The organism is Streptomyces sp. NPDC096013, from assembly GCF_044763565.1.
In the GTDB taxonomy this organism is placed as follows: Bacteria; Actinomycetota; Actinomycetes; order Streptomycetales; family Streptomycetaceae; genus Streptomyces.
The window spans coordinates 316198-340496 of sequence record NZ_JBIWGK010000009.1 but is presented as its reverse complement, the minus strand read 5'-3'; the positions used below and the strand labels follow the sequence as shown (position 1 = coordinate 340496).

26 protein-coding genes are annotated in these 24299 nt (G+C 70.5%); 19 read left to right on the top strand and 7 right to left on the bottom strand.

The genetic code is table 11. The annotated features are described in order from the left end of the window. Positions 1–8: 8 nt before the first annotated feature. From ACIRB1_RS29325 to ACIRB1_RS29295, 7 genes are all read left to right on the top strand, one after another. Positions 9–245, top strand: a complete 237-nt coding sequence (locus tag ACIRB1_RS29325; RefSeq protein ID WP_352180867.1) for a hypothetical protein — start codon at positions 9–11, stop codon at positions 243–245. Further along, positions 245–850, top strand: coding sequence for a pilus assembly protein TadG-related protein (locus ACIRB1_RS29320; protein ID WP_352180866.1), 606 nt, complete (start codon positions 245–247; stop codon positions 848–850). Before ACIRB1_RS29325 ends, ACIRB1_RS29320 begins: the two co-directional genes overlap by 1 nt. Before the next feature lie 34 nt (positions 851–884). Then, positions 885–1466, top strand: coding sequence for a hypothetical protein (locus tag ACIRB1_RS29315; protein ID WP_352180865.1), 582 nt, complete (start codon positions 885–887; stop codon positions 1464–1466). A gap of 55 nt (positions 1467–1521) precedes the next feature. Continuing rightward, the gene (locus ACIRB1_RS29310; RefSeq protein ID WP_403467591.1) at positions 1522–2109 is read left to right on the top strand and encodes an OmpA family protein; all 588 of its coding nucleotides are present in this window, start codon (positions 1522–1524) and stop codon (positions 2107–2109) included. 399 nt (positions 2110–2508) lie between these two features. After that, positions 2509–4797: a Tox-REase-5 domain-containing protein gene (locus ACIRB1_RS29305; RefSeq protein ID WP_403467535.1), complete on the top strand. Its 2289-nt coding sequence runs from the start codon at positions 2509–2511 to the stop codon at positions 4795–4797. 119 nt (positions 4798–4916) lie between these two features. Beyond that, on the top strand, positions 4917–5630 hold the full coding sequence (locus tag ACIRB1_RS29300; protein ID WP_403467534.1) for a hypothetical protein: 714 nt from the start codon (positions 4917–4919) through the stop codon (positions 5628–5630). Then, positions 5627–6142, top strand: coding sequence for a hypothetical protein (locus tag ACIRB1_RS29295; RefSeq protein WP_403467533.1), 516 nt, complete (start codon positions 5627–5629; stop codon positions 6140–6142). Before ACIRB1_RS29300 ends, ACIRB1_RS29295 begins: the two co-directional genes overlap by 4 nt. Positions 6143–6212: 70 nt before the next feature. Here ACIRB1_RS29295 and ACIRB1_RS29290 read toward each other — a convergent pair whose 3' ends face one another. Further along, positions 6213–6578 carry a DUF192 domain-containing protein gene (locus tag ACIRB1_RS29290; protein ID WP_403467532.1) on the bottom strand — a complete coding sequence of 122 codons (366 nt, stop codon included), beginning with the start codon at positions 6576–6578 and terminating at the stop codon, positions 6213–6215. 122 nt (positions 6579–6700) lie between these two features. Between ACIRB1_RS29290 and ACIRB1_RS29285 the strand changes: the two genes are divergently transcribed. The 3 genes from ACIRB1_RS29285 to ACIRB1_RS29275 are packed head-to-tail and all read left to right on the top strand — an operon-like array spanning position 6701 to position 9037. Further along, entirely contained in the window at positions 6701–7477 is a 777-nt protein-coding gene (locus ACIRB1_RS29285) for a prepilin peptidase (protein WP_403467531.1), read from the top strand. A gap of 59 nt (positions 7478–7536) precedes the next feature. Next, entirely contained in the window at positions 7537–8124 is a 588-nt protein-coding gene (locus ACIRB1_RS29280; protein WP_352180858.1) for a dihydrofolate reductase family protein, read from the top strand. A gap of 40 nt (positions 8125–8164) precedes the next feature. Next, entirely contained in the window at positions 8165–9037 is an 873-nt protein-coding gene (locus ACIRB1_RS29275) for an LLM class flavin-dependent oxidoreductase (RefSeq protein WP_403467530.1), read from the top strand. Positions 9038–9233: 196 nt separating this feature from the next. Here the strand turns inward: ACIRB1_RS29275 and ACIRB1_RS29270 are convergent, their stop codons facing one another. Beyond that, a complete protein-coding gene (locus ACIRB1_RS29270) occupies positions 9234–9746 on the bottom strand; it encodes a DinB family protein (RefSeq protein WP_403467529.1) in 513 nt (170 codons plus the stop codon). A 50-nt stretch (positions 9747–9796) separates the two neighbouring features. Here ACIRB1_RS29270 and ACIRB1_RS29265 point away from each other — a divergent pair, with 50 nt between their 5' ends. The 5 genes from ACIRB1_RS29265 to ACIRB1_RS29245 all read left to right on the top strand — a co-directional run bounded on the left by ACIRB1_RS29265 (position 9797) and on the right by ACIRB1_RS29245 (position 16285). After that, positions 9797–10582 (top strand): methyltransferase domain-containing protein, encoded by a 786-nt coding sequence (locus tag ACIRB1_RS29265; RefSeq protein WP_352180855.1) that lies wholly within the window; start codon positions 9797–9799, stop codon positions 10580–10582. 695 nt (positions 10583–11277) lie between these two features. Beyond that, entirely contained in the window at positions 11278–12051 is a 774-nt protein-coding gene (locus ACIRB1_RS29260) for an isoprenyl transferase (protein ID WP_328829365.1), read from the top strand. A gap of 370 nt (positions 12052–12421) precedes the next feature. Beyond that, positions 12422–13747 (top strand): PhoH family protein, encoded by a 1326-nt coding sequence (locus ACIRB1_RS29255; protein WP_352180854.1) that lies wholly within the window; start codon positions 12422–12424, stop codon positions 13745–13747. Positions 13748–14128: 381 nt separating this feature from the next. After that, positions 14129–14845: a lytic transglycosylase domain-containing protein gene (locus ACIRB1_RS29250; protein WP_403467528.1), complete on the top strand. Its 717-nt coding sequence runs from the start codon at positions 14129–14131 to the stop codon at positions 14843–14845. A gap of 138 nt (positions 14846–14983) precedes the next feature. Then, positions 14984–16285, top strand: a complete 1302-nt coding sequence (locus ACIRB1_RS29245; protein ID WP_403467527.1) for an AI-2E family transporter — start codon at positions 14984–14986, stop codon at positions 16283–16285. Positions 16286–16447: 162 nt separating this feature from the next. On the opposite strand, the gene ACIRB1_RS29240 is transcribed toward ACIRB1_RS29245, so the two are convergent. Both ACIRB1_RS29240 and ACIRB1_RS29235 read right to left on the bottom strand, forming a co-directional pair. Beyond that, positions 16448–16984 (bottom strand): alkyl hydroperoxide reductase, encoded by a 537-nt coding sequence (locus ACIRB1_RS29240; RefSeq protein WP_403467526.1) that lies wholly within the window; start codon positions 16982–16984, stop codon positions 16448–16450. 6 nt (positions 16985–16990) lie between these two features. After that, positions 16991–17545, bottom strand: a complete 555-nt coding sequence (locus ACIRB1_RS29235) for a peroxiredoxin (protein WP_266772041.1) — start codon at positions 17543–17545, stop codon at positions 16991–16993. 135 nt (positions 17546–17680) lie between these two features. Here ACIRB1_RS29235 and ACIRB1_RS29230 point away from each other — a divergent pair, with 135 nt between their 5' ends. From ACIRB1_RS29230 to ACIRB1_RS29215, 4 genes are all read left to right on the top strand, one after another. After that, entirely contained in the window at positions 17681–18664 is a 984-nt protein-coding gene (locus ACIRB1_RS29230) for a LysR substrate-binding domain-containing protein (protein ID WP_403467525.1), read from the top strand. Between the two features lie 177 nt (positions 18665–18841). Continuing rightward, the gene (locus tag ACIRB1_RS29225; RefSeq protein ID WP_403467524.1) at positions 18842–19750 is read left to right on the top strand and encodes a MarR family transcriptional regulator; all 909 of its coding nucleotides are present in this window, start codon (positions 18842–18844) and stop codon (positions 19748–19750) included. A 69-nt stretch (positions 19751–19819) separates the two neighbouring features. Then, positions 19820–20179 (top strand): roadblock/LC7 domain-containing protein, encoded by a 360-nt coding sequence (locus tag ACIRB1_RS29220; protein ID WP_352180952.1) that lies wholly within the window; start codon positions 19820–19822, stop codon positions 20177–20179. A 4-nt stretch (positions 20180–20183) separates the two neighbouring features. After that, positions 20184–20612: a hypothetical protein gene (locus tag ACIRB1_RS29215; protein WP_317887102.1), complete on the top strand. Its 429-nt coding sequence runs from the start codon at positions 20184–20186 to the stop codon at positions 20610–20612. 27 nt (positions 20613–20639) lie between these two features. Here ACIRB1_RS29215 and ACIRB1_RS29210 read toward each other — a convergent pair whose 3' ends face one another. Genes ACIRB1_RS29210 through ACIRB1_RS29200 form a run of 3 tightly spaced genes read right to left on the bottom strand, consistent with a single transcriptional unit; the run spans position 20640 to position 24183 of the window. Continuing rightward, complete coding sequence (locus ACIRB1_RS29210) at positions 20640–22973, bottom strand: ABC transporter permease (RefSeq protein ID WP_403467523.1); 2334 nt, start codon at positions 22971–22973, stop codon at positions 20640–20642. Continuing rightward, entirely contained in the window at positions 22970–23662 is a 693-nt protein-coding gene (locus tag ACIRB1_RS29205; protein ID WP_352180847.1) for an ABC transporter ATP-binding protein, read from the bottom strand. Before ACIRB1_RS29205 ends, ACIRB1_RS29210 begins: the two co-directional genes overlap by 4 nt. Further along, positions 23659–24183 (bottom strand): PadR family transcriptional regulator, encoded by a 525-nt coding sequence (locus ACIRB1_RS29200; RefSeq protein WP_033286588.1) that lies wholly within the window; start codon positions 24181–24183, stop codon positions 23659–23661. Before ACIRB1_RS29200 ends, ACIRB1_RS29205 begins: the two co-directional genes overlap by 4 nt. Between the last annotated feature and the right edge of the window lie 116 nt (positions 24184–24299).

Genomic DNA, 24299 nt, shown 5'->3' with positions numbered 1-24299 from the left:
GGAACACCATGAGCGACCTGATGCTGAAGACCGCCGTTGCGACCAAGGCACGCGTCAACGGCTGGAAGAACACGACCGTCGAGGCCCTGCGGCGCCGTGCGGGCGACAAGGGGCAGACGGCGGTGGAGTACCTGGGGATCATCGCGGTCGTGGTGGCGATCGTGCTGGCGATCACGGGTACGTCCATCGGTCAGTCCATCTACGACGCGATCACGAGCAAGATCTCCGAAGTCACCGGCGGCTGATGCGGGCCGGTAGGTCCAGCGACGCAGGGCAGGCCTTCCCCATCTACATCACGGTGGTGGCGGGTCTGCTCTTTCTCGCGTTCGCCTACGTAGCGGTCGGCCAGGCCGCGGTGAACCGGAGCGGTGCCCAGACGGCCGCCGACGCGGCAGCGCTCGCGGCGGCCCAGGACACCCGGGACCAGCTCGCGGGCGAGTGGGTGAAGGACGTACTCGACCCGACGAAGTGGCAGGAGATCTTCGACGGCAACATCGCGGGGCTCGTCGATTCGTGCGGGCGGGCCGGTCAGCTCGCGGCGCAGAACAAGGCCCACGTGACCAGTTGCTCGCCGCCCACGGGGTTGCCCTCGCAGTACACGGTCGGTGTGGAGAGCGACAAGCCGGTGGGGGACTCGATCGTCCCCGGCACGGAGAGCACCTACTCGAAAGCCCATGCCACGGCGGAGATCGAGGCGCTCTGCACGTTCGAACCCCTCGGCGCGGGCGCCGGTGACAACGTGCTGCCGAAGCTCACCTGCAAGGACGGCAAGGACTGGGACCTGGACCCGCTCCACCTCACCGATCTCCCCGGACCCGAGGACCTCTTCGACGTCCACCTGGCCGACTGACAAGCGAACGACGAGTGATGAAGGAAGCAGAGTCATGAGGATTTGGTTCACTTCGACGGCCCGCAGGGGGACGGTCGCGTTGGCTGTCGCGGCCGGTCTTGCCCTCGGCGTGGCCGGCTGCGGGAGTGGCGGCGACGACAAGAAGCCGGACACGTCGGCGTCGGCCTCCAAGAGCAGCGGTGGATCCGGTCCGAGCGCTCAGGAGGGGCAGTCGGACGAGCCCCTGGCCGAGCTGAAGGGCTCCAACGGCCTGCTTCTGCAGCTCACTTCGGCCCAGCGCGACTCCGGCGGCTTCATCACGGTGAACGGCGATCTGAAGAACGACGGGGACAAGAGCCTGGTGATTCCGTCCGCGCTGAGCGGCAACGAGACCGAGATCATCAAGAACGGTCCGTCGCTGGGCGGCGCCACGCTGGTCGACTCGAAGAGCAAGAAGCGGTACTACGTGCTGCGGGACACGGACGGCCGTCCGCTGACGACCACGGGCTTCACGACGATCAAGGCGGGCGACAGCCTCGCCGTCTTCATGCAGTTCCCCGCACCCCCGTCGAGCACCACCGAGGTGTCCTTCGAGCTGCCGACATTCCCCGTCGGCACGATCAAGATCTCTGGGTGAGGCGGCCGTGACCACCACTCCCCGTCTCGCCCTGGTCGTGACCGCCGCCACGATCATGGTCGCCGCGAACATCGTCGGCGCGGTGGCGGCGCACGCCGACGACACCCCGGGTCCGAGCGTCCCGCCGGGTACCGAGGCCTCCGCCTCCGCCCCGGTGAAGGTCGACCCGAACGACCCGGACCTCAAGCTCCCCGAAGGCGCCACGCTCGCCGACCCCAAGGTCCTGGACATCAAGAGCGTCGTGGAGGACCAGGGCGGTGAGGAACGCCGTGAGGACACCAACTCGGACGTGACCTTCGCCCTCCAGGCCGAGGTCCTCTTCAGCAAGGACAGCGCGAAGCTGAGCGCGGAGGCGAAGGCCCGTATCGACGCGATCGCCGAGGAGATCAAGAAGCAGAACGCGTCGACGGTCCGCGTCTTCGGCTTCACTGACAACCTCGGCTCGTCGGCCCACGGCGACATCCTCTCCAAGCAGCGCGCCGACGCCGTACAGGCGGTCCTGGACTCGGACCTGAACAACCCGAACATCACCTTCGAGGTACGCGGCTACGGCGAGCAGTACCCGATCGCCGACAACTCCACGGAGGCCGGCCGCAAGAAGAACCGCAGGGTCGAGGTGACGTTCCCACGCACGGCGAGCTGAACGGCGGGCGATAGAGGGCCGATTCACCGGATCCGGGGCAGGCGACCGGGGCCGGTGCCGCCGTGTGCAGCCACACCGGCGCCGGAAGCGTCCCCGCCAGGGACGGCCTCGGGCCGGGCGGCCCCGGAGGGCTCACGGGCCGGAGCGGTCCACCACTCGCAATTCCGGGGGCAGTTGGGCACCGTACACAGCCCGCAACGGCCACGCCTCAACCCCGGCGCTCCGTCCTCACAAGCCCCGACCCGTTCCCACCCCACCGACTCCCCGGACCCACCCAGGACTTGGGCACTGATTTGGGTCCCCGGGCCCATCTCGGGCGGCTGTCCCGTCCCTAACCTCTGGAAGCTCGGGGGCGCTGTTCGTGGCGTCGTGAGTGATGGCGGGGGACGGGGAGACAGCATGGCCTCGATCGGAGGAGTGCCGGGCGGGCAGGGTGGGTCGGGCGGGCGCCGGGCGATGCCGGTGCCGCTGTCCGCCGCCCTGGTGCTCGTGCACGTGCTCTTCGCGGTCACCGTCGTCGGCGGGCTCGGCCTGCTGATGACGGCCGCGTCGTACGACGCCCTGGACGGCCGGGTCATCGCCCTCGTCGCCTACGCCGCCGCGCCGGGCGTCCTCGGCTGGTGGCTCGCCCGGCGGAGCTGGGAGGGCGGGGTCCGCGTCCGGCGTGGACTGGGCGCCGTACAGGGCTGGTTGATCCTCGGCGGTGTCGTCAACCTCGCCTCCGGCTCCTCCCGCGGGGGTCTGCAACTGCTCCTCCCGATCCTCATCCTGTTCCTCCTGACCCGCCCCGAAAGCCGTCAGTGGTACGCGCTCGCCGAACTGGACCGTGTGGAGCGCCGCCCCTTCTCCCTTGCCCGGCTGATCCGTTGGCGCCGGGACGAGGGGCAGACGTCGGTCGAGTACGCCGGGTTCATCGCGATCGTCGCCGCCATCATCACCGCACTGCTCGTCACCGGCCTCGGCACCCAGATCTTCACCGGCATCCAGTCGGAGGTCTGCAAGGTCACCGGCATGGCCTGCCCGGGCCCGACGGGCGGCGGCACGGACGTGACCGCCGACAACGGGAGCAACGGCGGCAACGGCGGTAACGGTGGCGGCACCGGCGGGACCACCAATGGCGGGACCACCAGCGGGGGAACCACCACCGGGGGAACCACCAGCGGCGGGACCACTGGCGGCAACGGCTCCACCGATCCGAGCACCACAACCACCACCGACGACAAGCAGGACAAGGGCACGGACAACGGCAAGGACAACAGCAAGGACAAAAAAGACGACGGCTGCTTCTCCGGCTTCGGTGCCTTCTTCGGCTGTGCCGGCGACCAGGTCAAACAGGTCGGCCAGGGTCTCGTCGTCGACGGCGTCTGGGGTGACCTCACCGGTATCTACGACATGGTCCGCCACCCGATCGACACGGTGAAGGGCATCGGCGACTACGGAAAGCAGCTCGGCCACGCCTGGTCGGAGAACTCCAAGGACGCCGGCAAGAAGTGGTCCGACGGCGACTACGGCGGCGCCCTCTGGGACTGGACCGGTGCCTCCGTGAAGACCGGCGGCACGGTGCTCTACGACGTGTTCATCGGCGACGACGTCGCCAAGGACTGGAACAACGGCGACAAGACGCGCGCCGTCTCCCACGTCCTCTGGAACGTCGGCTCCCTCTTCATCCCGGGCTACGACGGCGCCAAGGTCTTCGAGAAACTCGGCGACCTGGGCAAGGTCGGCAAGCTGGGGAAGCTCGGCAAGTTCGCGGAGGAAGCCACCAAGGCGGCCGAGGACGCCAAGAAGGCGGCCAAGGCGGGCGATGTCGAGGGCGCGGAGAAGGCGGCGAAGGAGGCCGACGACGCGGCGGACGAGGCCGAGAAGAAGGCCCGCGAGTCCGGCTGCACCATCGGCGCCCCGGCACGCCGGGTCCCGTACGGCGGCGGTGGTTCCGTCCTCGGCGGCACCGGAACCGGCACCACGGTCCTGGCCGCCGGCGCCTCCTCCCCGTACGTCCTGCTGGCCGAGGACGGCTGTGACGAGGACGCCAAGAAGGAGGCCGAGGAAGCCCGCAAGCAGGAGCGGGAGGCCTACCTCGCGAAGAAGCGGGCGGAGGAGCCGGGACGCGCGGCGAAGGCCGCGGCGGCCAAGAAGGAGTACCCCGAGCCCAAGCACGACGACACCTCGGACCCGCGCAACTACAACCCGCCGGACTGGGCCGCCGACCTGAAGGACCACACCCTCGGCTCCGCCGACGGCAGCGACGGCTACTGGGCGAGCCGGGACCGCAACCCCGCGCCCAACTGGAAGAACGAGTCCTGGCTCCGCTACCAGGAGCAGGTCACCGGTACGGTCCGCGGCGAGGAGTACGTGGTCCCGTACCCCAAGAAGGGCGTGCCCGACGTCGAGTTCGACGGCTGGGACGCGGGCCGGCAGACGTATCTGGAGGCCAAGAACGGCTACGAGGGCTACCTCTCCAAGTCCAGCGCGGGGGAGCTGACCCCGTCCGCGAAGGCGGAGTTCGCCGCCGAGGCGCGGCGGCAGGTGGCGGCGGCGGGCGGCAAGGCCGTCGAATGGCACTTCTCCAACCCCGACGTCGCCAAGGCGGCCAGGCGGGCGTTCCGCGACGAGGGCCTCGACATCAAGGTCGTCTACGAGAAGCAGAAGCCGGTCGGCGGAACGCGGAAGCCGGGGGCGTTCGGCTAGCTCGACTAGGGTGACGGCGCGCCGGGGCGCCGAGGGTGCGGCCGGACCTGTTGCGACACCCGCACACTCACCCGCACGCACCCGTGACCGAGGGACTACGACAGAGGCGGAGAAGGACAATGCGACGTCTGGTGAGGGGCTTCTGGGGCCCCAGGGAGGAATCGGTCGAGGAGCTGGCCGGCCGCTGGAAGGCGACGCTCGACCAGGTCACCCGGCTCCTTCCACAGGCCGCTCTGCCCGCGGAGTGGACCGTGGTCCGCGCGCCCGGCACCGCCTCCCCGGCCGCGCCGGTGCCGTCGGACGAGGGCGCCCTGCGTACCGCGCTCCAGGAGGCTCGGGCGGCGGACGACTGGTCGAAGGGGACCGGCACCGCTCTCCGGCTCACCGCCACGGGCGCGCAGGGCTGGACGGTCGAGGTGAGCGGACTGGCCGGCGGGGACTCCGAGTTCCTGCTCCAGTCACTGGTGATCGGCATCCGCTCACCCGAGGACACCGAGCTGCCCGGCACCCAACTCCTGTCCGCCGTGGCCGAGTTCTGGCACCCCGACTTCGGCGACGTGACCGACGACGACGTACTGGACGCGCTGGAGGACGAGGCGGAGTACGGCGTCGGCGACCCCTGCGTGGGCCGGGCCGGCTATCTCTCCCCGGCCCGCGCCGAGTTGGTGCCGGACGATCTGGCCGCGCCCCGAACAGCCGTCCCCGGCGCGGGCGTTGTGCTCGACATCGCGGCGGAGGGCGACGTGGACACCGTGGTGCACGCCTTCGAACGGCTGCGGGACGCCGGAGCGCTACGGCCTCTGCCGCGCCCCATGGACCGGGCCACGCTGTGACCGCACCCGGCCGGGAACTCCGGGGCCTCGACGCGCTGCTCACCGGACCCGTTCCGGCGACCGGACCGACCGTGAGCGAGGGCGACCCGGCGACGGGGGAGTGGACCCGAACCCGCGGCGACGGCTTCGTGATCGCCCCGCTGTGGGTGGGCAGGCCGCTCACCGGTGTCTACGCCCCCGAGCGCGACGCGGCGGAAGAGGCGGCGGAGGCCCACCTGTTCGACCTCGTGAGCGAGGTGGACGCCCGTTACGGACCGCACCGCCAAGTCGCCATGCACGTACCGCTCTTCCGCAAGATCGCGGGAGACCCGATGCCCGCACTCTTCCAAGCACTGTGCGACGAGGACCTGTTGGGCGACCTCTCGGTCTGGGGACCGGTACCGACCGGCCGCCCCGACACCCCCACCCGCCAACTGGCCGTCTCCCTCAGCCAGTCCGACGGCGACGCCCCCATGATCCTCTGCGCGGTCGTCTCGGACCGGCCGATCACCGAGCTCCCCGAAGCCGACTGAACCGCAGGTGCCGCAGCCCGACCGTGCCGTACGCGAGCCCGGTCACCGGGGCACGGACGACGACCGGGCGTCACTCCGACTCCACCTCCACCTGAGCCCCGACCCCCAACCCCCACCCGGCCATGACCCCCGCCTCCGCCTCCAGGACATGCCGGGACCGCAGCCGCGGCAGTCCCAGCCGCCCCGGTCTCATGGTGTGGACGGCGACGACCCGCAGGTCCCGGTCCAGGTAGGCCACGTCGATCGGGAACCGCATCCGGAACGTGTGCACACTGCTCGCCGGGGAGAGCAGCATCGCCCCGTCGATCCCGTCCCGGCCGAGCAGCCCCTTCGTGCGCGCCCGATAGGAGGTGGCCAGCTCCAGCGGGACGGCGACCACCTCCGCGGCCCCCCGCACGATCAGCCTGCCGCGCCCGTCGTTCCAGCGTCGTCCCATGTCAGGTCACCTTCCGCACTGCTCCGATACCGGCGCCAACCGACCGTATCCACCCGGGAGTAGGCCCCACATGGGCCCCTGGACCCATGTCCCGCCCACCGCTCCCCCGATATCGTCCCCGGGTGCGCCTGATTCTGATCGTCGTGGGTGCCCTGTGGGGCGCGTGGTCGGGCCTCACACTGCCCCGCGCCGCGTACCGCCTCTCCGTGGAGCCCGAGGACCCCTGGAAGGGCGAGTGCCCCGACAGCCACCCGATCACCGGCCCCTTCGACGGCTGGCTGGGCCGCGCCCGCTGCACCACCGGCACCACCGGCGCACGGGAAAGCCGGACGGCCACCACCGCCTGCGGCCCCTACGGCCCCCGCACCCCCGTCGTCTCCACCGTCACCGCCCTCGTCTGCGCGGCCCTCGCCGCCGCCACCGGCCCCCGCCCCGAACTCGTCGCCTGGCTGCTCGCCGCCCCCGTCGCCGTGCTCCTCGCGCTGGTCGACCTCCGGGTCCACCGGCTCCCCGACGTCCTCACCCTCCCGCTCGCCGCGGCCACCCTCGCCCTCCTCGGCATCGCGGCAGCGCTCCCCGCCGACGCCGGTTCCTGGCCCACGGCGCTGCTCGGCGCGCTCACCCTCGGGGCCGGCTACGGGGTGCTGTACCTCATCAACCCGGCCGGCATGGGCTTCGGCGACGTGAAACTCGCCCTCGGCCTCGGCGCGGCCCTCGGCTGGTACGGCTGGGCGGTGCTCATCACGGGCGCCTTCGCGGGCATCCTCTACGGCGCGGTCTACGGCCTCGGCATGGTCGCCCTGCGCCGGGCGGGCCGCAAGACGGCGATTCCGCTGGGGCCGTTCATGCTCGGGGGAGCGTTCACCGGTGTGGTGCTGGGGGCGTTCGCGGTGGCGTGAGACGGTGGTGGACCCGGCGTCCGGTGCCCGGCGGCCGACGACGAAGAGGTGGTGCAGCCATGCGGAAGATCAGCCTGATGATGTCCGTGTCCCTCGACGGGTACATGGAGGGTCCCGGCCACGACATCGAGTGGCACAGGGTCGACGAGGAACTCCACCAGCACATGAACGACACCCTCAAGAACATGGGCGGCTTCGTCGACGGCCGCGTCACACACGAGCTGATGGCCGCCTACTGGCCGCACGCCGACGCGGACCCCGAAGCCCCCGCCGTCATCGCCGAGTTCGCACGCATCTGGCGGGACATGCCGAAGGTCGTGTACTCGCGGACCCTGCCCACCGGCCCCGCCGAGTGGAACACGACCGTCGTGTCCGAGGTCGTCCCCGAGGAGGTGCTGGCCCTCAAGGAACAGCCCGGCGGAGACCTGGGCCTCGGCGGTGCCGACCTCGCCGCGACCTTTCTCCGGCTCGGCCTCGTCGACGAGATCAAGGTGTACATCCACCCGATCGTCCTCGGCCGGGGCACGCCCATGTTCCCCGTCTCCGACACCCGCACCCCGCTCCGCCTCACCGAGAGCCGCACCTTCGGCAACGGCGTCGTCCTCCTGCGCTACGAGCGCGACGACGCCAACACCGGCCAGGCGTAAAGCTGTTGTCCGTGCCGCTCTGACCAGGTAGGAAGAATCCATGACCGGACTCGGCGCTGTGTTCCGTCCCCAACTCCCTCCCGAGCGACTGCGGGAGGTGGTCCGCCTCGCCGACGCCTCGGGGCTCGAAGAGCTCTGGCTGTGGGAGGACTGCTTCCGCGAGGGCGGGATCTCCACGGCCGCCGCCGCGCTCGCCTGGAGCGAGCAAGTCCGGGTCGGGGTGGGCCTGTTGCCGGTTCCGCTGCGGAACGTCGCCATCACCGCGATGGAAGTCGCCACGCTGGACCGGCTCTTCCCGGGCCGCGCGATCGTCGGCGTCGGACACGGCGTACAGGACTGGATGGGACAGGTCGGCGCCCGCGTCGAGTCCCCGGTGACCCTGCTGCGCGAGCATCTCGACGCGCTGCGCGCCCTGTTGCGCGGTGAACGCCTCACGACCGAGGGGCGCTACGTCACGCTCGACGACGTCGCCCTCGACTGGCCGCCTGCCGGTCCCGTCGAGATCCTCGCCGGCGCCGGCGGCCCACGCACCCTCCGCCTCTCCGGCGCGGCGGCCGACGGCACGATCCTCACCGCGAGCACCCCACCCGACGGCGTCCGCCGGGCCCGCCAACTCATCGACGAGGGACGCGAGGCGGCCGGCCGCACCGACCCGCACAAGCTCGTCGTCTACCTCCTCACCGCCACCGGCCCCGACGCCACCGCCCGCCTCCGCGCCGAACTCACCGACGACGGCGTCGCATCGGTCCCCGACCTGGGAGTCGCCGGCGACGCGGCCACCGTGGCGAAGGCCGTCCAACGCCTCGCGGAAGCCGGCGCCGACACGGTCGTCCTCCAGCCCACCGGCGACGAACCCGACCCGGAGGCCTTCGTACACTTCACGGCGGAGGAGGTCAGGGCACTGGTCCCCTGACACCCACCCCCAGGGGTGGCACTGGTCCCCTGACACCCACGCCCAGGGGTGGCACTCGTCCCCAGACGTCCACTCCCTAGGGCGCACGGGGCCCCTGACGTCCACCCCCTGGGGGCGCGGGGAACTGCGCGACCAGCCCCCACCGGCCCGCAGCCTTATCGACCACGCCGAACCAACAACCACGCCGCCGCAGCCGCTACCCCGGCCGGTGATCCCCCGCCACCCCGTCGATCAGCTCCCGCACGATGTCCATGTGCCCGGCGTGCCGGGCCGTCTCCTCGATCAGCTGGACCAGTACCCACCGCAGCGACACGGAGTGCTTGCGCCACGGCGGCCGGCCGACCGCGTCCAGTGGAAGCTCCGCGATCGTGCGGTCGGCGGCGGCGCGCGCACGGCCGTAGAAGGCGACGATCCGCTCCGTCGTCTCGTCCGGCGCCGCCCGCATGTCCTCGCCCTGGTACGCGTCGAACCAGAGGGGCTCCACCTCACGGCCGTAACTCTCCACGAAATAGCCGTACTCCACCGACGCCAGGTGCTTCACCAGTCCGAGCAGGCTCGTGCCCGAGGGCGTCATCGGGCGTCTGGCCTGCTCCTCGTCCAGGCCGTCCAGCTTCCACAGCACCGCGTCCCGGACCCGGTCCAGGCTCGCGTGCAGCGTCGCCTTCTCGTCGCCGTGGTGGAGCGCGGCCGTATCTCCGTCGTCGGTCATGCTTCGGAAATTAGCAGCGCCCACCGACACCGCCCTGCGACCATCGCCCCATGGACAACAGCAGGAGCTTCGAGGACCTCGTGGCGGAAGGCGCCGCCGTCCCCACCGAGGGCTGGGACTTCTCGTGGTTCGAGGGCCGGGCCACCGAGGCGCGCCCCTCGTGGGGGTACGCGCGCTCCGCCGGGGACCGCCTCTCGCGCGCGACCACCGCCCTGGACGTGCAGACCGGGGGCGGGGAGGTCTTCGACTTCGCGCTGAGCCGGGCCGCCGCGCAGCCCCCGATGCTGGTCGCCGCGACCGAGGGCTGGCCGCCGAACGTCGCCAAGGCCACCGAACTGCTCCGCTCGCGCGGTGTCGTGGTGGTCGCCGCGGCCGAGGACGCCCCGCTGCCCTTCGCCGACGCCGCGTTCGACCTGGTCCTGAGCCGTCACCCGGTCAGCGCCCACTGGACGGAGATCGCCCGCGTGCTGCGGCCCGGCGGCACGTACTTCGCCCAGCACGTCGGCCCCCGCAGCGCCTTCGAACTGGTCGAGCACTTCGTCGGGCCGCAGCCGGAGGCCGTGAGCGGTGCCCGCGACCCGGAGCGCGAGCGGGCCGGCGCCGAGGCCGCGGGCCTGGAGATCGTCGGCCTGCGGGCCGAGCGGCTGCGCATGGAGTTCCACGACATCGCGGCCGTCGTCCATTTCCTCCGCAAGGTGATCTGGATGGTGCCGGACTTCACGGTCGAGGCCTACGAGCCCCAACTCCGCGCCCTGCACGAGCGGATCGAGGCCGAGGGCCCGTTCGTGGCGCACAGCACCCGCCACCTCTTCGACGCCCGGAAGCCGCTCGCCTGACCGCCCGCGGACCGCTCGCCCGACCACCCTCGGGCCGCCTGCCCGACCGCCCGGCGGGGCACCACGGCACGTCCCCGATACGTACACGGTTTTTCCACATCGTTATCGAGATCGACTCGCCTCAGGCCCGCCACTTCACGTAAGTTCAGACCAAGGTAATTCGCGTGAGCAAAGCTGCGCGGTCGGCACCGCGCGGTGGAGGGGGCCGCGCGGTGCCCTGCCCCGTCAAGCGGACGTTCGCTGACGGCGTCACCCCTGAGAGCGACACGCCGGGAGTCGACGGAAAACCTCCACGCTCTCCTTTGAATCCGCTGTGAACCGGCCATGATCAGGCCCGGAATCAGGGCTTCCCCACCCCCTGACGCGTTGTCGGACGGTTTCGGAGAGTAGTTGTGGCCCGCCGATGCACGCAGCATCACTTACGAAGGGTTATGGTGGAAACCCCCCCTCGGGCCGGTCCGTATCCCCCCCACGGACCGGCCCGATTTTTTGTGCCCCGCGGCGACGGCCCCCGCGCCCGCCGAGGACGAACCCGTGGAAGACCTGGAGGACGCACCGCGTCCCACTCGCCTCCCGCTCGGGTCCGACCTTCGTGCCGAACCGGGATGAGCCCAGACACCACTTGGGGATTCGGCCTCCCGGCGGGGGTAGGCTTCGCAGCCGGGGACTGCCATCCACGGAGGGGCTGACAACACGTGAACCTGCGCGACACCCTGCGCCGCCTGCTGGTCAGGTTCTACGCACGCAGGGTGGAAGGCCATCTCGATCACGAGCAGGTGCCCAAGCACGTCGGCGTCATCATGGACGGCAACCGGCGCTGGGCGAAGGCGGCCGGCTCGACCACCGTCATGGGACACCGGGCGGGCGCCGAGAAGATCGAGGAGTTCCTCGGCTGGTGCAGCGAGACGGACGTCGAGGTCGTCACCCTGTGGCTGCTGTCGACGGACAACTTCGACCGCCCCCAGGAAGAGCTCGGCCCGCTGCTCGGCATCATCGAGAACGTCGTCTCCTCCCTCGCCGCGGACGGCCGCTGGCGCGTCCACCACGTCGGCACCCTCGACCTGCTGCCGTCCGGGATGCAGTCCGTCCTCAAGGAGGCCCAGGAGTCCACGGCGCACGTCGACGGGATACTCGTCAACGTCGCCATCGGCTACGGCGGCCGCCAGGAGATCGCCGACGCGGTCCGCTCGATGATCCTGGACGCCGCCGACAAGGGCACCTCCATGGAGGAGCTCGCCGAGCACGTGGACGTCGACCTCATCGGCAAGCACCTCTACACGGGCGCCCAGCCCGACCCCGATCTGGTGATCCGGACCAGCGGAGAACAGCGGCTGTCCGGATTCATGCTGTGGCAGACGGCCCACTCCGAGTACTACTTCTGTGAGGTCTTCTGGCCGGCCTTCCGCAAGGTCGACTTCCTGCGCGCCATGCGCGACTACGCGGCACGCCACCGCCGCTACGGCGGATAACACCGGAACTTCACGGCCGGGAACGGCCCAGGACGGCCCGGGACGGCCGGGAGCGGTGACCGGGCGGAGCCGCCCGACCACCCCCGCTGGGGCGGAAGTAACAAGGAGTTCACCAGGGCGCCGTCGTACGCCGTGGCATGGCGGCGCATGTTCGAGGGCATAAGCCAAGCAGGTCGACGCCCGAACCACGGGTGTCGTATCTCAGCGGACGGCACGGGGCCGTCCGCCCGGGAGGCCCTTTGCACCAGCCCGACCGTGCGGTCAGTACGGACGAGACGGAGGGCCGGTCCTCGGCCCGCGCACTGCGGTCCGGACCGGTCCAGCTCCTCTCCGTCGCTCCCCGACCTCTTCCGAGGGGGTACGTCCTTCCGTGGTGACCAGCACAAAGCGCCGTATGCCTGACCGGCGCACCTATGTTCTCGACACCAGCGTTCTGCTGGCCGACCCGAACGCACTGAACCGCTTCGACGAGCACGAAGTCGTGCTGCCGATCGTCGTGGTCACAGAGCTGGAGGCCAAGCGGCACCATCCCGAACTCGGCTACTTCGCCCGCCAGGCCCTGCGCCTGCTGGACGAGTTCCGGGTCCGGCACGGTCGCCTCGACGCCCCCATCCCGATCGGGGAACTCGGCGGCACCGTCAGGGTCGAGCTCAACCACTCGGACCCCAGCGTGCTGCCCAGCGGGTACCGCCTGGGGGACAACGACTCCCGCATCCTCGCGGTCGCCCGCAACCTGCAGGCCGAGGGGTACGACGTCACCGTCGTGTCGAAGGACCTTCCGCTCAGGATCAAGGCGTCGTCCGTGGGACTCCTCGCCGAGGAGTACCGCGCGGAACTCGCCATCACGGGCTCCTCCGGCTGGACCGGAATGACCGAACTGACCCTGCCCGGCGAACAGGTGGACATCCTCTTCGAGGAAGGGCACGTCTTCGTCCCGGAGGCCGCCGACCTGCCCGTCCACACCGGTCTGACGATCCAGTCCGAGCGCGGCAAGGCGCTCGGCCGGGTCACCGCCGAGGGGAACGTCCGCCTCGTGCGCGGCGACCGGGAGGCGTTCGGCATCAAGGGCCGCAGCGCGGAGCAGCGCATCGCGCTGGATCTGCTGCTCGACCCGGACATCGGGATTCTGTCCATGGGCGGCCGGGCCGGCACCGGCAAGTCCGCGCTCGCGCTCTGCGCGGGTCTTGAGGCGGTCCTGGAGCGCCGCCAGCACAAGAAGGTGATGGTCTTCCGGCCGCTGTACGCGGTGGGCGGACAGGAGTTGGGCTATCTGCCCGGCTCCGAGGCCGACAAGATGGGCCCCTGGGCCCAGGCGGTCTTCGACACGCTGTCCGCGGTCACCAGCCGCGAGGTCATCGAGGAGGTCACCGCCCGCGGGATGCTCGAGGTCCTGCCGCTCACCCACATCCGCGGACGCTCGCTGCACGACGCGTTCGTGATCGTGGACGAGGCGCAGTCCCTGGAACGGAACGTCCTGCTGACCGTCCTGTCCCGGATCGGCGCCAACTCGCGGGTGGTCCTCACCCACGACGTGGCCCAGCGGGACAACCTGAGGGTCGGCCGCTACGACGGTGTCGTCGCCGTGGTGGAGAAGCTGAAGGGCCATCCGCTCTTCGCGCATGTGACCCTCACGAGGTCCGAGAGGTCCCAGATCGCGGCGCTTGTGACCGAAATGCTGGAGGACGGCCAAATCTGAGGTAGTCCAGGCCAGTTGGCGCCGCTCCGTAAAGCCGATGAGCTTAGCGGGGCGGCGCTTCGGCGTCCTGCTGTTTCTCGAAATCCCGTGGGGCAAACGGGATGTGAGCTTTCACACGCAACTCAGAATTGCCACCCGGCGTCCGGTTACGGCAGAGTCTCATTCCTGTCAGGCCCCGCATACGACACACGTGTACCCCCAGCGGTATGCACCACTTGAGCATCACAGCCAACTCCACAGCGACGTCGTATGCCGCCCGCTCTCCACGCGGCGCTCCCCGAGTGGGAGTTGCCCACCGGGCCCGTGCCTCCCGTGACCCCGTAGTTGGGAGGCCAGCGTTCAGGGGCACGATTGCGTCCGCCAGGGTCACCGAAGCGGACGATGCTGGAAGGACACCGTGTGAGCCGGATTTCGGTCCGGGGATTCGCAGTGGCTTCGGCCACCGCGGTCACCGCCGTCGGAAGCGTCGTAGGCGTTGCCTCGGGCAGCGTCGCACAGGCGCAGAACAATGACGCCGAGACGACGGCAGCCGACACCACGCTCCTGGCGGACATCCCCACGGGCCAGCAGGCCCAGGTACAGACCGCCTCCTTGACGCAGCAGGCCGACGCCCAGGCGATCCAGGCCGACGCCAGCGCCAAGAAGGACGCCGAGGAGTCGGCCCGCCTGGCCGCCGCCAAGACCGCCGTCGCCAAGAAGGCGGCTGCCGAGAAGGCGGAGAAGGAAGCCAAGGAGAAGGCCGCGGCGAAGGCCGCGTCCGCCAAGGCAAGCAGCTCCTCGTCGAGCTTCCCCGTGCAGAGCTCCTACACGGTCGCCCAGATCCAGTCGATGGCCGCCTCCATGGTGCCCAGCGGCCAGTTCCAGTGCTTCAGCAACATCGTGGACCACGAGTCCAGCTGGAACTACCGCGCGGTCAACGCCTCTTCCGGCGCCTACGGCCTCTTCCAGGCCCTGCCCGGTTCCAAGATGTCCTCGGTCGGTTCGGACTGGCAGACGAACCCGGCCACCCAGATCAAGTGGGGCCTCAACTACATGGACAGCCGCTACGGCAGCCCGTGCGAGGCCTGGTCCTTCTGGCAGGCGAACAGCTGGTACTAGGTCGGACGCCCGTTCCGGTCCGCTCAACCTCACGAGGCCCCTCCCCGTCATAGGGGGAGGGGCCTTCGCCCTGTACGGTCGGACTCGCAGCGACTCCAGGGGGGAGTAGTGGGGCAAGACGGGGGAAGAGGACGCATCATGTCGCGAGTGCCAGGATGGCTCGGCAAGGTCGGTGCCGGACTGAGCGAGATGGGGGAGCGGTTGGACGAGCGCCGCGCCGAAGTGGCGAAGGAAGACGCCGAGGCCGCGCCCGCACCGCCCGTCGAACACCCCGAGCCCCGGGAGCCCGTCCCGGTCACCATCGCCCGCGACCGCCCGGACCCCGCGCTCGCCGTGCCGTGGGGCGTGCGTGTCGCCGCCGAGGCCGGCTGGCGGCTGCTGATCCTGGCCGGCACGGTCTGGGTCCTGATGCGTGTCATCAGCGCCGTCCAACTGGTCGTCCTGGCCTTCGTGGCGGCCCTCCTCATCACGGCCCTGCTCCAGCCGACGGTCGCCCGCCTGATCCGCTACGGCTTCCCGCGCGGTGTCGCCACGGCGCTGACGGCGATCCTCGGCTTCGTCGTGATGGGGCTGATCGGCTGGTTCGTGACCTGGCAGGTCATGGCGAACATCGACAACCTCTCGAGCCAGATCCAGAACGGCGTCGACGACCTGCGCAACTGGCTGCTCAAGGGCCCGTTCCACGTCACCGAGAAGCAGATCAACCAGATCGCGAAGAACCTCCGCGAGGCCATCGGCGCCAACACCGACCAGATCACCTCGGCGGGCCTTGAGGGCGTCCAGGTCATCGTGGAAGGCCTGACCGGCATCCTCCTGACGGTCTTCTCGACCCTCTTCCTTCTCTACGACGGTCCGCGCATCTGGCAGTGGTCGCTGAAGCTGGTGCCCGCGGCGGCCCGGCCGGCGATGGCGGGAGCGGGCCCGCGCGCCTGGCGCACGCTCACGGCCTACGTCCGCGGCACGGTGATAGTCGCCCTCATCGACGCCATCTGCATCGGCATCGGCATCTACTTCCTCGGCGTCCCGATGGCCGTGCCGCTGGCCGTGTTCATCTTCCTGTTCTCGTTCATCCCGCTGGTCGGCGCGGTCGCCTCCGGCGCGCTGGCGGTGGTCGTCGCGCTGGTCACCCAGGGCGTGTTCACCGCGCTGATGACTCTGGCGGTGGTCCTCGCGGTGCAGCAGATCGAGGGCCACATCCTCCAGCCCTTCATCCTGGGCCGCGCGGTCCGGGTCCACCCGCTCGCGGTGGTCCTCTCGGTCGCCGCGGGTGGGATGGTCGCGGGGATCGGCGGAGCGGTGGTGGCGGTGCCGCTGGTGGCGGTACTGAACACGGTCGTCGGCTACCTCAAGTCGTACTCCCAGGAACCGGCGCCGATCCAGTCCGCGAAGCCGCGGGGGGCGACGGCGGTGTCATCGACGCCGGACGACGAGGCCCCGTAGAACCCCCTGGGGGCTCCGCCCCCAGACCCCCGGGCCCTTGCCCGCCCACCACCCGTTTACGGACGCTTTTAGGTTCACCTTCAAACGCCGGTAAACGGGTGGGTGGGTGGGAAATGGGGGTCTGGGGGCGGAGCCCCCAGCGAGACGGACGGTCAGCCGAAGTCACTCAGAGGCCAGAACCGCTTCCGCCTCCAGCGTCACCCCGACCGCCTCCACAACCGCCGCGATCTTGAACGCCTCCTGGATCACCTCGCGCTCGACACCCGCCTTGCGCAACACCTGTTCGTGCGAGTCGAGACACATCCCGCACCCGTTGATCGCGGACACGGCGAACGACCACAGCTCGAAGTCGACCTTGTCGACCCCGGGGTTGCCGATGACGTTCATGCGCAGACCCGCGCGCAGGGTGCCGTACTCGTGGTCGGACAGGAGATGACGCGTCCGGTAGAAGACGTTGTTCATCGCCATGATCGCGGCGGCGGACTTGGCCGCGCCGTACGCCTCGGGCGACAGATTGGCCTTGGCCTCGGGCGCCAACTCCCGCAGCACCAGAGGAGAACGCGAGGCGATCGCCGTGGCCAGGACCGTGCCCCACAGCTGCTGCGCCGGCAGGTCGGAGTTGCCGATGACCGAACCGAGGTTGAGCTTCAGGTCCTTGGCGTAGTCCGGTATGGCGGACTTCAGGGTGTCCAGTGACATCTCAGGTCACTCCCCGGCGAGCAGCGCGCCCGCGTCCAGGGTGTCGTCGCCCTTGGTCCAGTTGCACGGGCAGAGCTCGTCCGTCTGGAGCGCGTCGAGGACCCGGAGGACCTCCTTCGGGTTACGGCCGACGGAACCCGCGGTCACCATGGAGAACTGGATCTCGTTGTTCTGGTCCACGATGAACACCGCGCGCTTGGCGAAGCCGTCCTCGCCCTCGATGCCGAGCTCGCGCATCAGCTCGTGCTTGGAGTCGGCGAGCATCGGGAAGGGCAGGTCGCGCAGGTCGTCGTGGTCCTTGCGCCAGGCGTGGTGGACGAACTCGGAGTCGCCGGAGAAACCGAGCACCTGGGCGTCACGGTCGGCGAACTCGTCGTTCAGCTTCCCGAAGGCGGCGATCTCGGTGGGGCACACGAAGGTGAAGTCCTTGGGCCATGCGAAGACAATCTTCCACTTGCCCTCGTAGGTCTTGTGGTCGATCTGCTGGAACTCCTTGCCCTTCTCCAGCGAGACACAGGCGGTCAGATCGAACGACGGGAACTTGTCACCGACAGTGAGCACATGCACTCCTTGCAGCGGAGAAACACCCAAGCGGAATGAGTGCTTCTCGTGGTTTGGTCGGCCCCGATCCTGGCACAACGTGCATTGATTGCGGAAATAGCTACACTGTGTCGTGTTGATCGGAGGCGGTTATCAGTGACCGTTAGTAATACGAGCAAGAGGCGCCAGCCCAGCCTCGCGCAATTGCGCGCCTTCTCCGCGGTCGCCGAGCACCTCCACTTCCGGGACGCCGCCGCCGCGATCGGCATGAGCCAGCCGGCCCTCTCCGGTGCCGTCGCCGCGCTGGAGGAGACCCTCGGCGTCACCCTCCTGGAGCGCACCACCCGCAAGGTGCTGCTGTCGCCCGCCGGTGAGCGGCTCGCCGTGCGGGCGAAGGCGGTGCTGGAGGAGGTCGTGGCGCTGCTGGAGGAGGCGGAGGCGGTGCGGGCGCCGTTCACCGGGGCGCTGCGGCTCGGGGTCATCCCGACCGTCGCGCCGTATCTGCTGCCGACCGTGCTGCGGCTGGTGCACGACCGGTACCCGGACCTCGACCTCCAGGTGCACGAGGAGCAGACCGCGAACCTGCTGGAGGGGCTGACCACCGGACGGCTCGACCTGCTGCTGCTCGCCGTGCCGTTGCGGGTGCCGGGCGTGGTCGAACTCCCGCTGCTCGACGAGGACTTCGTGCTCGTCACGCCCCTCGGTCATCCCCTCGGCGGACGCTCCGGCATCCCGCGCGAGGCGCTGCGCGAGCTGAACCTGCTGCTGCTCGACGAGGGGCACTGCCTGCGCGACCAGGCGCTCGACATCTGCCGGGAGGCCGGGGTGGGAGGGCGGGAGGGCACGCCGGTGACCACGACCGCGGCCGGGCTGTCCACCCTGGTGCAGCTGGTGGCCGGCGGGCTCGGGGTCACCCTGCTGCCGCGCACCGCCGTACGCGTCGAGACCACCCGCAGCGACCGGCTCCTCACCGGCTACTTCAGCGAGCCCGCCCCGACCCGCCGGATCGCCCTCGCGATGCGCACCGGTGCGGCCCGCCGCGCCGAGTACCAGGAACTGGCCGCCGCCCTCCGCGAGGCGCTGCGGCCGTTGCCGGTACGGGTGTTGGGCGGAGACCGGCCCGCACCGGCCGTCCGCTGACCCGCCCCCGTTCGGTCAAATGAGCGTCGTACAAAGGAAGTCGAACGGCGGGAATTCTCAAGTTCCGTCACCCGCAGGCAGGTAGGAAGAACCCGACCTGAATATGCGCCCGGACTGATAAACCTTCACCCCTCAGCGCTACACGTCAGTTGCGTGTACGAAAAGCCTAGGGGAGTGATGTCGGGCATTCGGGATTCCCTCGGCCGGGTCGGTCACGACCTGCTCGCGCGGGCTCTCGCGGACTGCGGACGCGAGGAGTTCACCGGGGGACTGCGGGTGTCCGGGAGACCCGGCGGCACCTTCCATCTGCGCGGCGGGCTCGTCATCGCCGTGGAGAGTCCGGGCGCTCCCGGTCCGGAGGCGCTGCTGCTGCGCTCCGGGCGGATCGGCGGGGACCAGTGGGCCGAGCTGGTAAGGGAGTCGGGCGGCACGCGCTGGCCGCTGGAGGGGCTGATCGCCCACGGGTACGCGGGCGCCGCCCAGTTGCGGATCGTCTGCGTGCTCGCCCTGCACGACGCGGCCTTCGCGGTCGCCTCCGGAGACGTCGAGGACTGTCAACGCGCCCCGGACATCAGGCCGTTCGCCCCGGTCGTGCTCGGCGAGCCGCCGGTCAGGCTGCTCCAGGACGCGGCCCGCAAGCTCACCGCGCTCGCCGCACTGCCGTATCCCGTGCGCCCCGACCGGGAGCGCCCCCGGGCCCCGGCCCGGCCGCTCGACGAAGCCGGACTCGGGCCGCTGCAAAGGGAGTTGCTCGCCCACGTCGACGGCCGTCGCACTGCCCGCGATCTCGCGTTCCGTGCCGGGCGCGGGGTCTACCCGGTCACCGCCGAGGTGGCGCGGATGCTCGCCCAGGGACTGCTGGAGTGCGCCGACACCCCCGTGCCGATCCCGGTGCTGCTGCCGCCCGACGCGCCCGTCGTGCGCCGCCGGGAGCAACCGGCGCTGCCGCCCGCGCAGTTCACCGCGCCCGCCGAGCTGCCCCGCCGCGATCCGGGCGCCAGCGGTATCACCGAAACTCTCGTCCCCGAGAAGAGCGGGGCGGGTTGGAAAGGGTTCTTCCGGCTGCGGAACGGAACCTCCACATGATTCCGATGGACAAAAGCGATCAGTTTCAGGGGAGTTGAGTAAGTGGATCACAAAGCCCTGGCTTGGGAAATGCGCGAACTGCGGGAAAAGGTAACCGGTATCACCGACACCGCGCTCACGGCGGCCGACGGACTGCTCATCGCGGCCGACACCGCCGCCTCGATCGACCCGGAGGCCCTCGCCGCGCTGGCGGCGGCCGGCCTGGGTCTGGCCCGGCGGACCGCCGAGGCCACCGACCGCGGCACGCTGCGCCAGACCGTGACGTACGGCAGTCACGGCTGCGCCGTGACCTACGCCGTCGGCGACACCGCGCTGATGGTGGTGCTCGGCGACGAGGGGATGGACGTCGACCGGCTGCATCTCGCGGCCCGGCCGACGCTCGACCGCATCGAGTCGATCCTCGCCGAGAAGGCGTCAGAAGGAGTGTGAAGGGATGGCGACGAAACGTATGACCCCAGGATTCTCCGACCAGGTGATGGGCCTGGTCAAAACGCTCAGGACCGATGCCCCCGACTGTGTGGCCTCGGGCGTGGTCGACATGGCCACCGGCATGCTGCTGTCGTACGAGACCATCGACAACCACCCGCCAGAGGTCCTCGACCTGCTGGCGGGTGCGACCCTCGACCTGTTCCAGGGCCGGACGGTCGTGATGATCGAGGACGTCTTCAAGGAGCGTCGCGGGATCACCAGTGACCACCACTTCTTCCAGGAGATCCTCGTCAACAGCGAGAACCTCACCCACCTGTTCGTGCGGATGACCGAGCAACAGGACGTCGTCGCCGTGGTGGTCTGCCGCAAGTCCGTGAACGTGGGCATGCTCTTCGCCCAGGTCCGGCGCGTGGTGCGGGAGTACGGACTCTGAGGCGGGCGGGCGGCTGCGGACGGACTCCTACTCCGTGCGCAGCCCGTCCGGTCGCATCATCCGCAGCAGCGGCGGCAGGCTCAGCAGGGTCACCGCCAGGACGACGCCCGCCCCGATGCCGGACATCGCCAGCACGCTCGACCAGTCGATACGGACCGTCGCGGCGCTCATCTTCAGCAGCACCGCGCCCAGCGTCAGCCCCACCGCCGTGGCCAGCACCAGGCCCAGGGCGACCGGGATCGCCGTCTGCCACAGCACCGACAGGCTCAGCGTGCGCCGCCGGGTGCCGAAGGCGACCAGCGCCGACAGCAGCTTCTTGCGGTCGCGCAACTGCTCCAGCTGCGACACCAGCAGACTCGCCCCGATGAGCAGCAGCACACAGCCCGCGCCTACGAACAGCCCGGTACGGATCGAGCGGAACTGCCGGGACTGCTCACTGGCCCCCAGCGAGAACACGTTCGCCAGCGGGTCCATCCGCGCCACCGTGTTCCGTACGTACTCGGTCGCGTCCGGCACCGACGGGTCCAGCGAGACGTACGCCTTCTGGGTCAGCCCCTTCGCCGCCTGTGCGGGCAGCGCCCCCGAGGTGAACAGCAGTCCGTCGCGCGCGTACCCGGTCGGGTCCTTGCGGTGGGTCGCCGTCTTCACTCCGGCCGGCACCTTCCACGGGGTCGGTTCGGTCGGCGAGGTGGCGTACATCGGGTTGAGGTAGACCGTGTTGCCCGCCTTGGTCATGCGTCGCGCCTGGTCGTCGTACTCGCCGCCCTCGATCCGGAAGACATCGCCGTTCCGGCAGCTCGGCAGGCGGGCCACCTCGCGCAGTTCGGCGCAGCTGCCGACGGTCGTCTCCAGCTCGTCGTCCGGGTTCAGCGCCCGGTTCCCGACCGAGGTCGTCGAGATCGCCCACGCGCCGCGCACGCCCTTGGTGGCCGTGAGGCGGCGGTCGACCTCGGCCAGCGAGGTCGTGCCGGCCACGTAGGCCTCCATCTGGGCGCGGTTGAGATCGTTGGCGGTCGGCTTGGTGTAGTCGCCCTGGACGCCGGCGAACAGCATCTGAAGGGCGATCGCCCCGGCCACCGCGACCGCGATGCCGTTGACCATCCGGGCGGCCGAACCACTGCTCAACTGGAGCCTGCGGACGGCGAGTTGCCAGGACACCGAGCCGGAGTTCAGCCGGATCACGGCGGCCTCGACGACCCAGGGCAGCAGGGCGGTGACACCGACCAGCAGCAGCACCGTGCCGCCGATCACCAGCCACTGGTTGAAGTTGCCGTTCGTGTTGCCCTTGCCGGTCATCGGGTAGAGCATCGCCAGGCCGACCAGCGGCATCAGCAGCCGCCACCACAGCCGGCGGCGTGGCGGCTTCGCCTTGCGGACCACGCCGAGCGGTTCGATGACGACCCCGCGCAGCGCGAACAGCGTCACCAGGACGGCCGCGGCCGGTACGGCGACGGCCACCAGCAGGGCGAGCGCGGGCGACGGGTTGAGGTCGCTGGAGAACACGCTGATGTCCCGCACGTCCACCAGGGTCGCCAACTGCCGCCCCACCAGGAAGAACCCGGTGCCGAAGACGAGCCCGAGGAGCGCCCCCGCGAGCGCCTCGCCACCCGCGATCCGGCGCGCCATCCGCCCGTCCGCCCCGACCAGCCGCAGCGCCGCGAGCCGTCGGTCCCGGCGCTCGCCGCCGAAGCGCACCGCCGCGGCGATGAACACGGCGACCGGCAGCAGCAGGACGACGAAGACCATCACGATCAGCAGCAGCAGGATGGGGTCCAGCTTGTCCGGACTGGTGTTGGGGGAGGGCCCGAAGTAGTCGATGCGCTCGACCGTGCCGCCGGAGATGCGCTGCTCCAGCCCCGTCCCGCCCGCGTAGTAGGCGAGTTCGGCGGGTCCGATGAGCCCGGTGTGCGCGATCGTGCCGGTGACCCGGTAGGGCAGCCGTTCGCGCAGCAGTTTCCCTGAGTCGGACTTGAGGAGCTTGTCGAGCGCGGGGGAGACCACCATCTCGCCGGTCGCCGGGAACGCCCCGATGCCCGGCGGCAGCGGCGCCTTGGCGCCCTCCGGCTGGAGCACCCGGCCGCGGATGTCCTTGTCGCGGAAGGTGGTGTCCCGGTCGGCGACGATGAGGGTGTCGTCCGCCTTCGGCAGCAGCTTCCCGCTGTAGGTGAAGTCCTGCCGGGCGCTGCCGCGTTCGTCGCGGTTGGCCAGCGCGTTCGGCAGGGCCGTGGTGAGCAGCAGGAGCGCCACCCCGAGCCCGACGCCGACGGCCGTCAGGACGGCCCGTACCCAGCCCTCACGTCCGCCGCCGAAGGCGAACCGTACGCCCATGGCCAGATCGGCCCCCCACTGACGGGCGTTCATACGACGCGCTCCATGTCCCGGGACTTCCCGTCCCGTACGACGATCTCGCGGTCCGAGTAGGCGGCCACCCGCGCCTCGTGCGTGACCAGCACCACGGCCGCGTTGGTCGACCGGGCCGCCTCGGTCAGCAGCTCCATCACGCGCTCGCCGTTGAGGGAGTCGAGCGCGCCGGTCGGCTCGTCGGCGAACAGCACCCGGGGTCCGGTGACCAGCGAGCGGGCGACGGCGACGCGCTGCCCCTGTCCGCCGGAGACCTCGCCGGGCCGCTTCCTGGCGAGGTCGTCGACCTCAAGGCGCTCCATCCAGCCGAGCGCGGTCCGCTCGGCCTCCTTGCGGTGCGTGCCGTTCAGCCGCAGCGGCAGCGCGACGTTCTCGACGCAGGTCAGCTCCGGCACCAGCTGCCCGAACTGGAAGACGAACCCGAACTCCGAGCGGCGCAGCGCACTGCGCTGGGCGTCGCTCATGGTCGCCATCTCCTGCCCGTTGTACGTGATCGAGCCCGAGTCGGGCGGCACGATCCCGGCGAGACAGTGCAGCAGCGTCGACTTCCCCGACCCCGAGGGGCCCATCACGGCGACGACCTCGCCGGGGTGGATGGAGAACTCCGCGCCGTCGAGCGCGGTCGTCGGGCCGTAAGCCTTGCGCAGCTCCTGGGCCGCGAGCAGGGAACCGGCGGGATGTGTCGTCACTTGGCCACCACCTCGGCGAGCTTGTCGAGGCGCGCGGCGGTGAGCTCCAGCCACCGCAGGTCGGCCTCCAGATGGAAGAGGGCGTGGTCGCAGATCAGCTGGTCCGCGAGATCGCCCTTGCGCTTGCGGTCGGTCAGGATGCGCATGCTGCGCAGATGCTCGGAGCGCTGCACGTCGAGGATCTCCGCCGCGTTCCGGTGGGTCAGCAGCGCGAGGACGACCTTGGTGTACAGGGCCGACTGAAGGTACGGCTCGGGCTTCTCCGGCGTCGCGAGCCACTTCTGTACGTCGGTGATCCCGGCGTCGGTGATCGCGTACCGCTTGCGCTCGGGCCCGCCGCCCGCCTCGATGCCGTCGACCTCGACGAGGCCGTTCTTCAGCAGTCGGGACATCGTCGAGTAGACCTGGCCGTAGTGCAGCGGCCGGTCGTGACCGAACTTCTCGTCGAAGGCCCGCTTCAGGTCGTAACCGTGGCGCGGGCCGGACTCCAGGAGCCCCAGGAGGGTGTGACCGATGGACATGCCGAGCACTCTACACACGGGGTATACCTGGTGTGTATACGCACCGTGTGTAGATCATGGCGGCGGGTGGGAACGTGCAGGTGGAGGCCGATTGTCACGGTTCTGCCACACGCCGG

Bases quoted from the DNA above. Each gene is read 5' to 3' on its own strand.
- ACIRB1_RS29325 (WP_352180867.1), top strand. From the start codon at position 9: ATGAGCGACCTGATGCTGAAGACCGCCGTTGCGACCAAGGCACGCGTC.
- ACIRB1_RS29320 (WP_352180866.1), top strand. From the start codon at position 245: ATGCGGGCCGGTAGGTCCAGCGACGCAGGGCAGGCCTTCCCCATCTAC.
- ACIRB1_RS29315 (WP_352180865.1), top strand. From the start codon at position 885: ATGAGGATTTGGTTCACTTCGACGGCCCGCAGGGGGACGGTCGCGTTG.
- ACIRB1_RS29310 (WP_403467591.1), top strand. From the start codon at position 1,522: ATGGTCGCCGCGAACATCGTCGGCGCGGTGGCGGCGCACGCCGACGAC.
- ACIRB1_RS29305 (WP_403467535.1), top strand. From the start codon at position 2,509: ATGGCCTCGATCGGAGGAGTGCCGGGCGGGCAGGGTGGGTCGGGCGGG.
- ACIRB1_RS29300 (WP_403467534.1), top strand. From the start codon at position 4,917: ATGCGACGTCTGGTGAGGGGCTTCTGGGGCCCCAGGGAGGAATCGGTC.
- ACIRB1_RS29290 (WP_403467532.1), bottom strand. From the start codon at position 6,578: ATGGGACGACGCTGGAACGACGGGCGCGGCAGGCTGATCGTGCGGGGG.
- ACIRB1_RS29280 (WP_352180858.1), top strand. From the start codon at position 7,537: ATGCGGAAGATCAGCCTGATGATGTCCGTGTCCCTCGACGGGTACATG.
- ACIRB1_RS29275 (WP_403467530.1), top strand. From the start codon at position 8,165: ATGACCGGACTCGGCGCTGTGTTCCGTCCCCAACTCCCTCCCGAGCGA.
- ACIRB1_RS29270 (WP_403467529.1), bottom strand. From the start codon at position 9,746: ATGACCGACGACGGAGATACGGCCGCGCTCCACCACGGCGACGAGAAG.
- ACIRB1_RS29265 (WP_352180855.1), top strand. From the start codon at position 9,797: ATGGACAACAGCAGGAGCTTCGAGGACCTCGTGGCGGAAGGCGCCGCC.
- ACIRB1_RS29250 (WP_403467528.1), top strand. From the start codon at position 14,129: ATGCTGGAAGGACACCGTGTGAGCCGGATTTCGGTCCGGGGATTCGCA.
- ACIRB1_RS29245 (WP_403467527.1), top strand. From the start codon at position 14,984: ATGTCGCGAGTGCCAGGATGGCTCGGCAAGGTCGGTGCCGGACTGAGC.
- ACIRB1_RS29240 (WP_403467526.1), bottom strand. From the start codon at position 16,984: ATGTCACTGGACACCCTGAAGTCCGCCATACCGGACTACGCCAAGGAC.
- ACIRB1_RS29225 (WP_403467524.1), top strand. From the start codon at position 18,842: ATGTCGGGCATTCGGGATTCCCTCGGCCGGGTCGGTCACGACCTGCTC.
- ACIRB1_RS29220 (WP_352180952.1), top strand. From the start codon at position 19,820: ATGCGCGAACTGCGGGAAAAGGTAACCGGTATCACCGACACCGCGCTC.
- ACIRB1_RS29215 (WP_317887102.1), top strand. From the start codon at position 20,184: ATGGCGACGAAACGTATGACCCCAGGATTCTCCGACCAGGTGATGGGC.
- ACIRB1_RS29210 (WP_403467523.1), bottom strand. From the start codon at position 22,973: ATGAACGCCCGTCAGTGGGGGGCCGATCTGGCCATGGGCGTACGGTTC.
- ACIRB1_RS29200 (WP_033286588.1), bottom strand. From the start codon at position 24,183: ATGTCCATCGGTCACACCCTCCTGGGGCTCCTGGAGTCCGGCCCGCGC.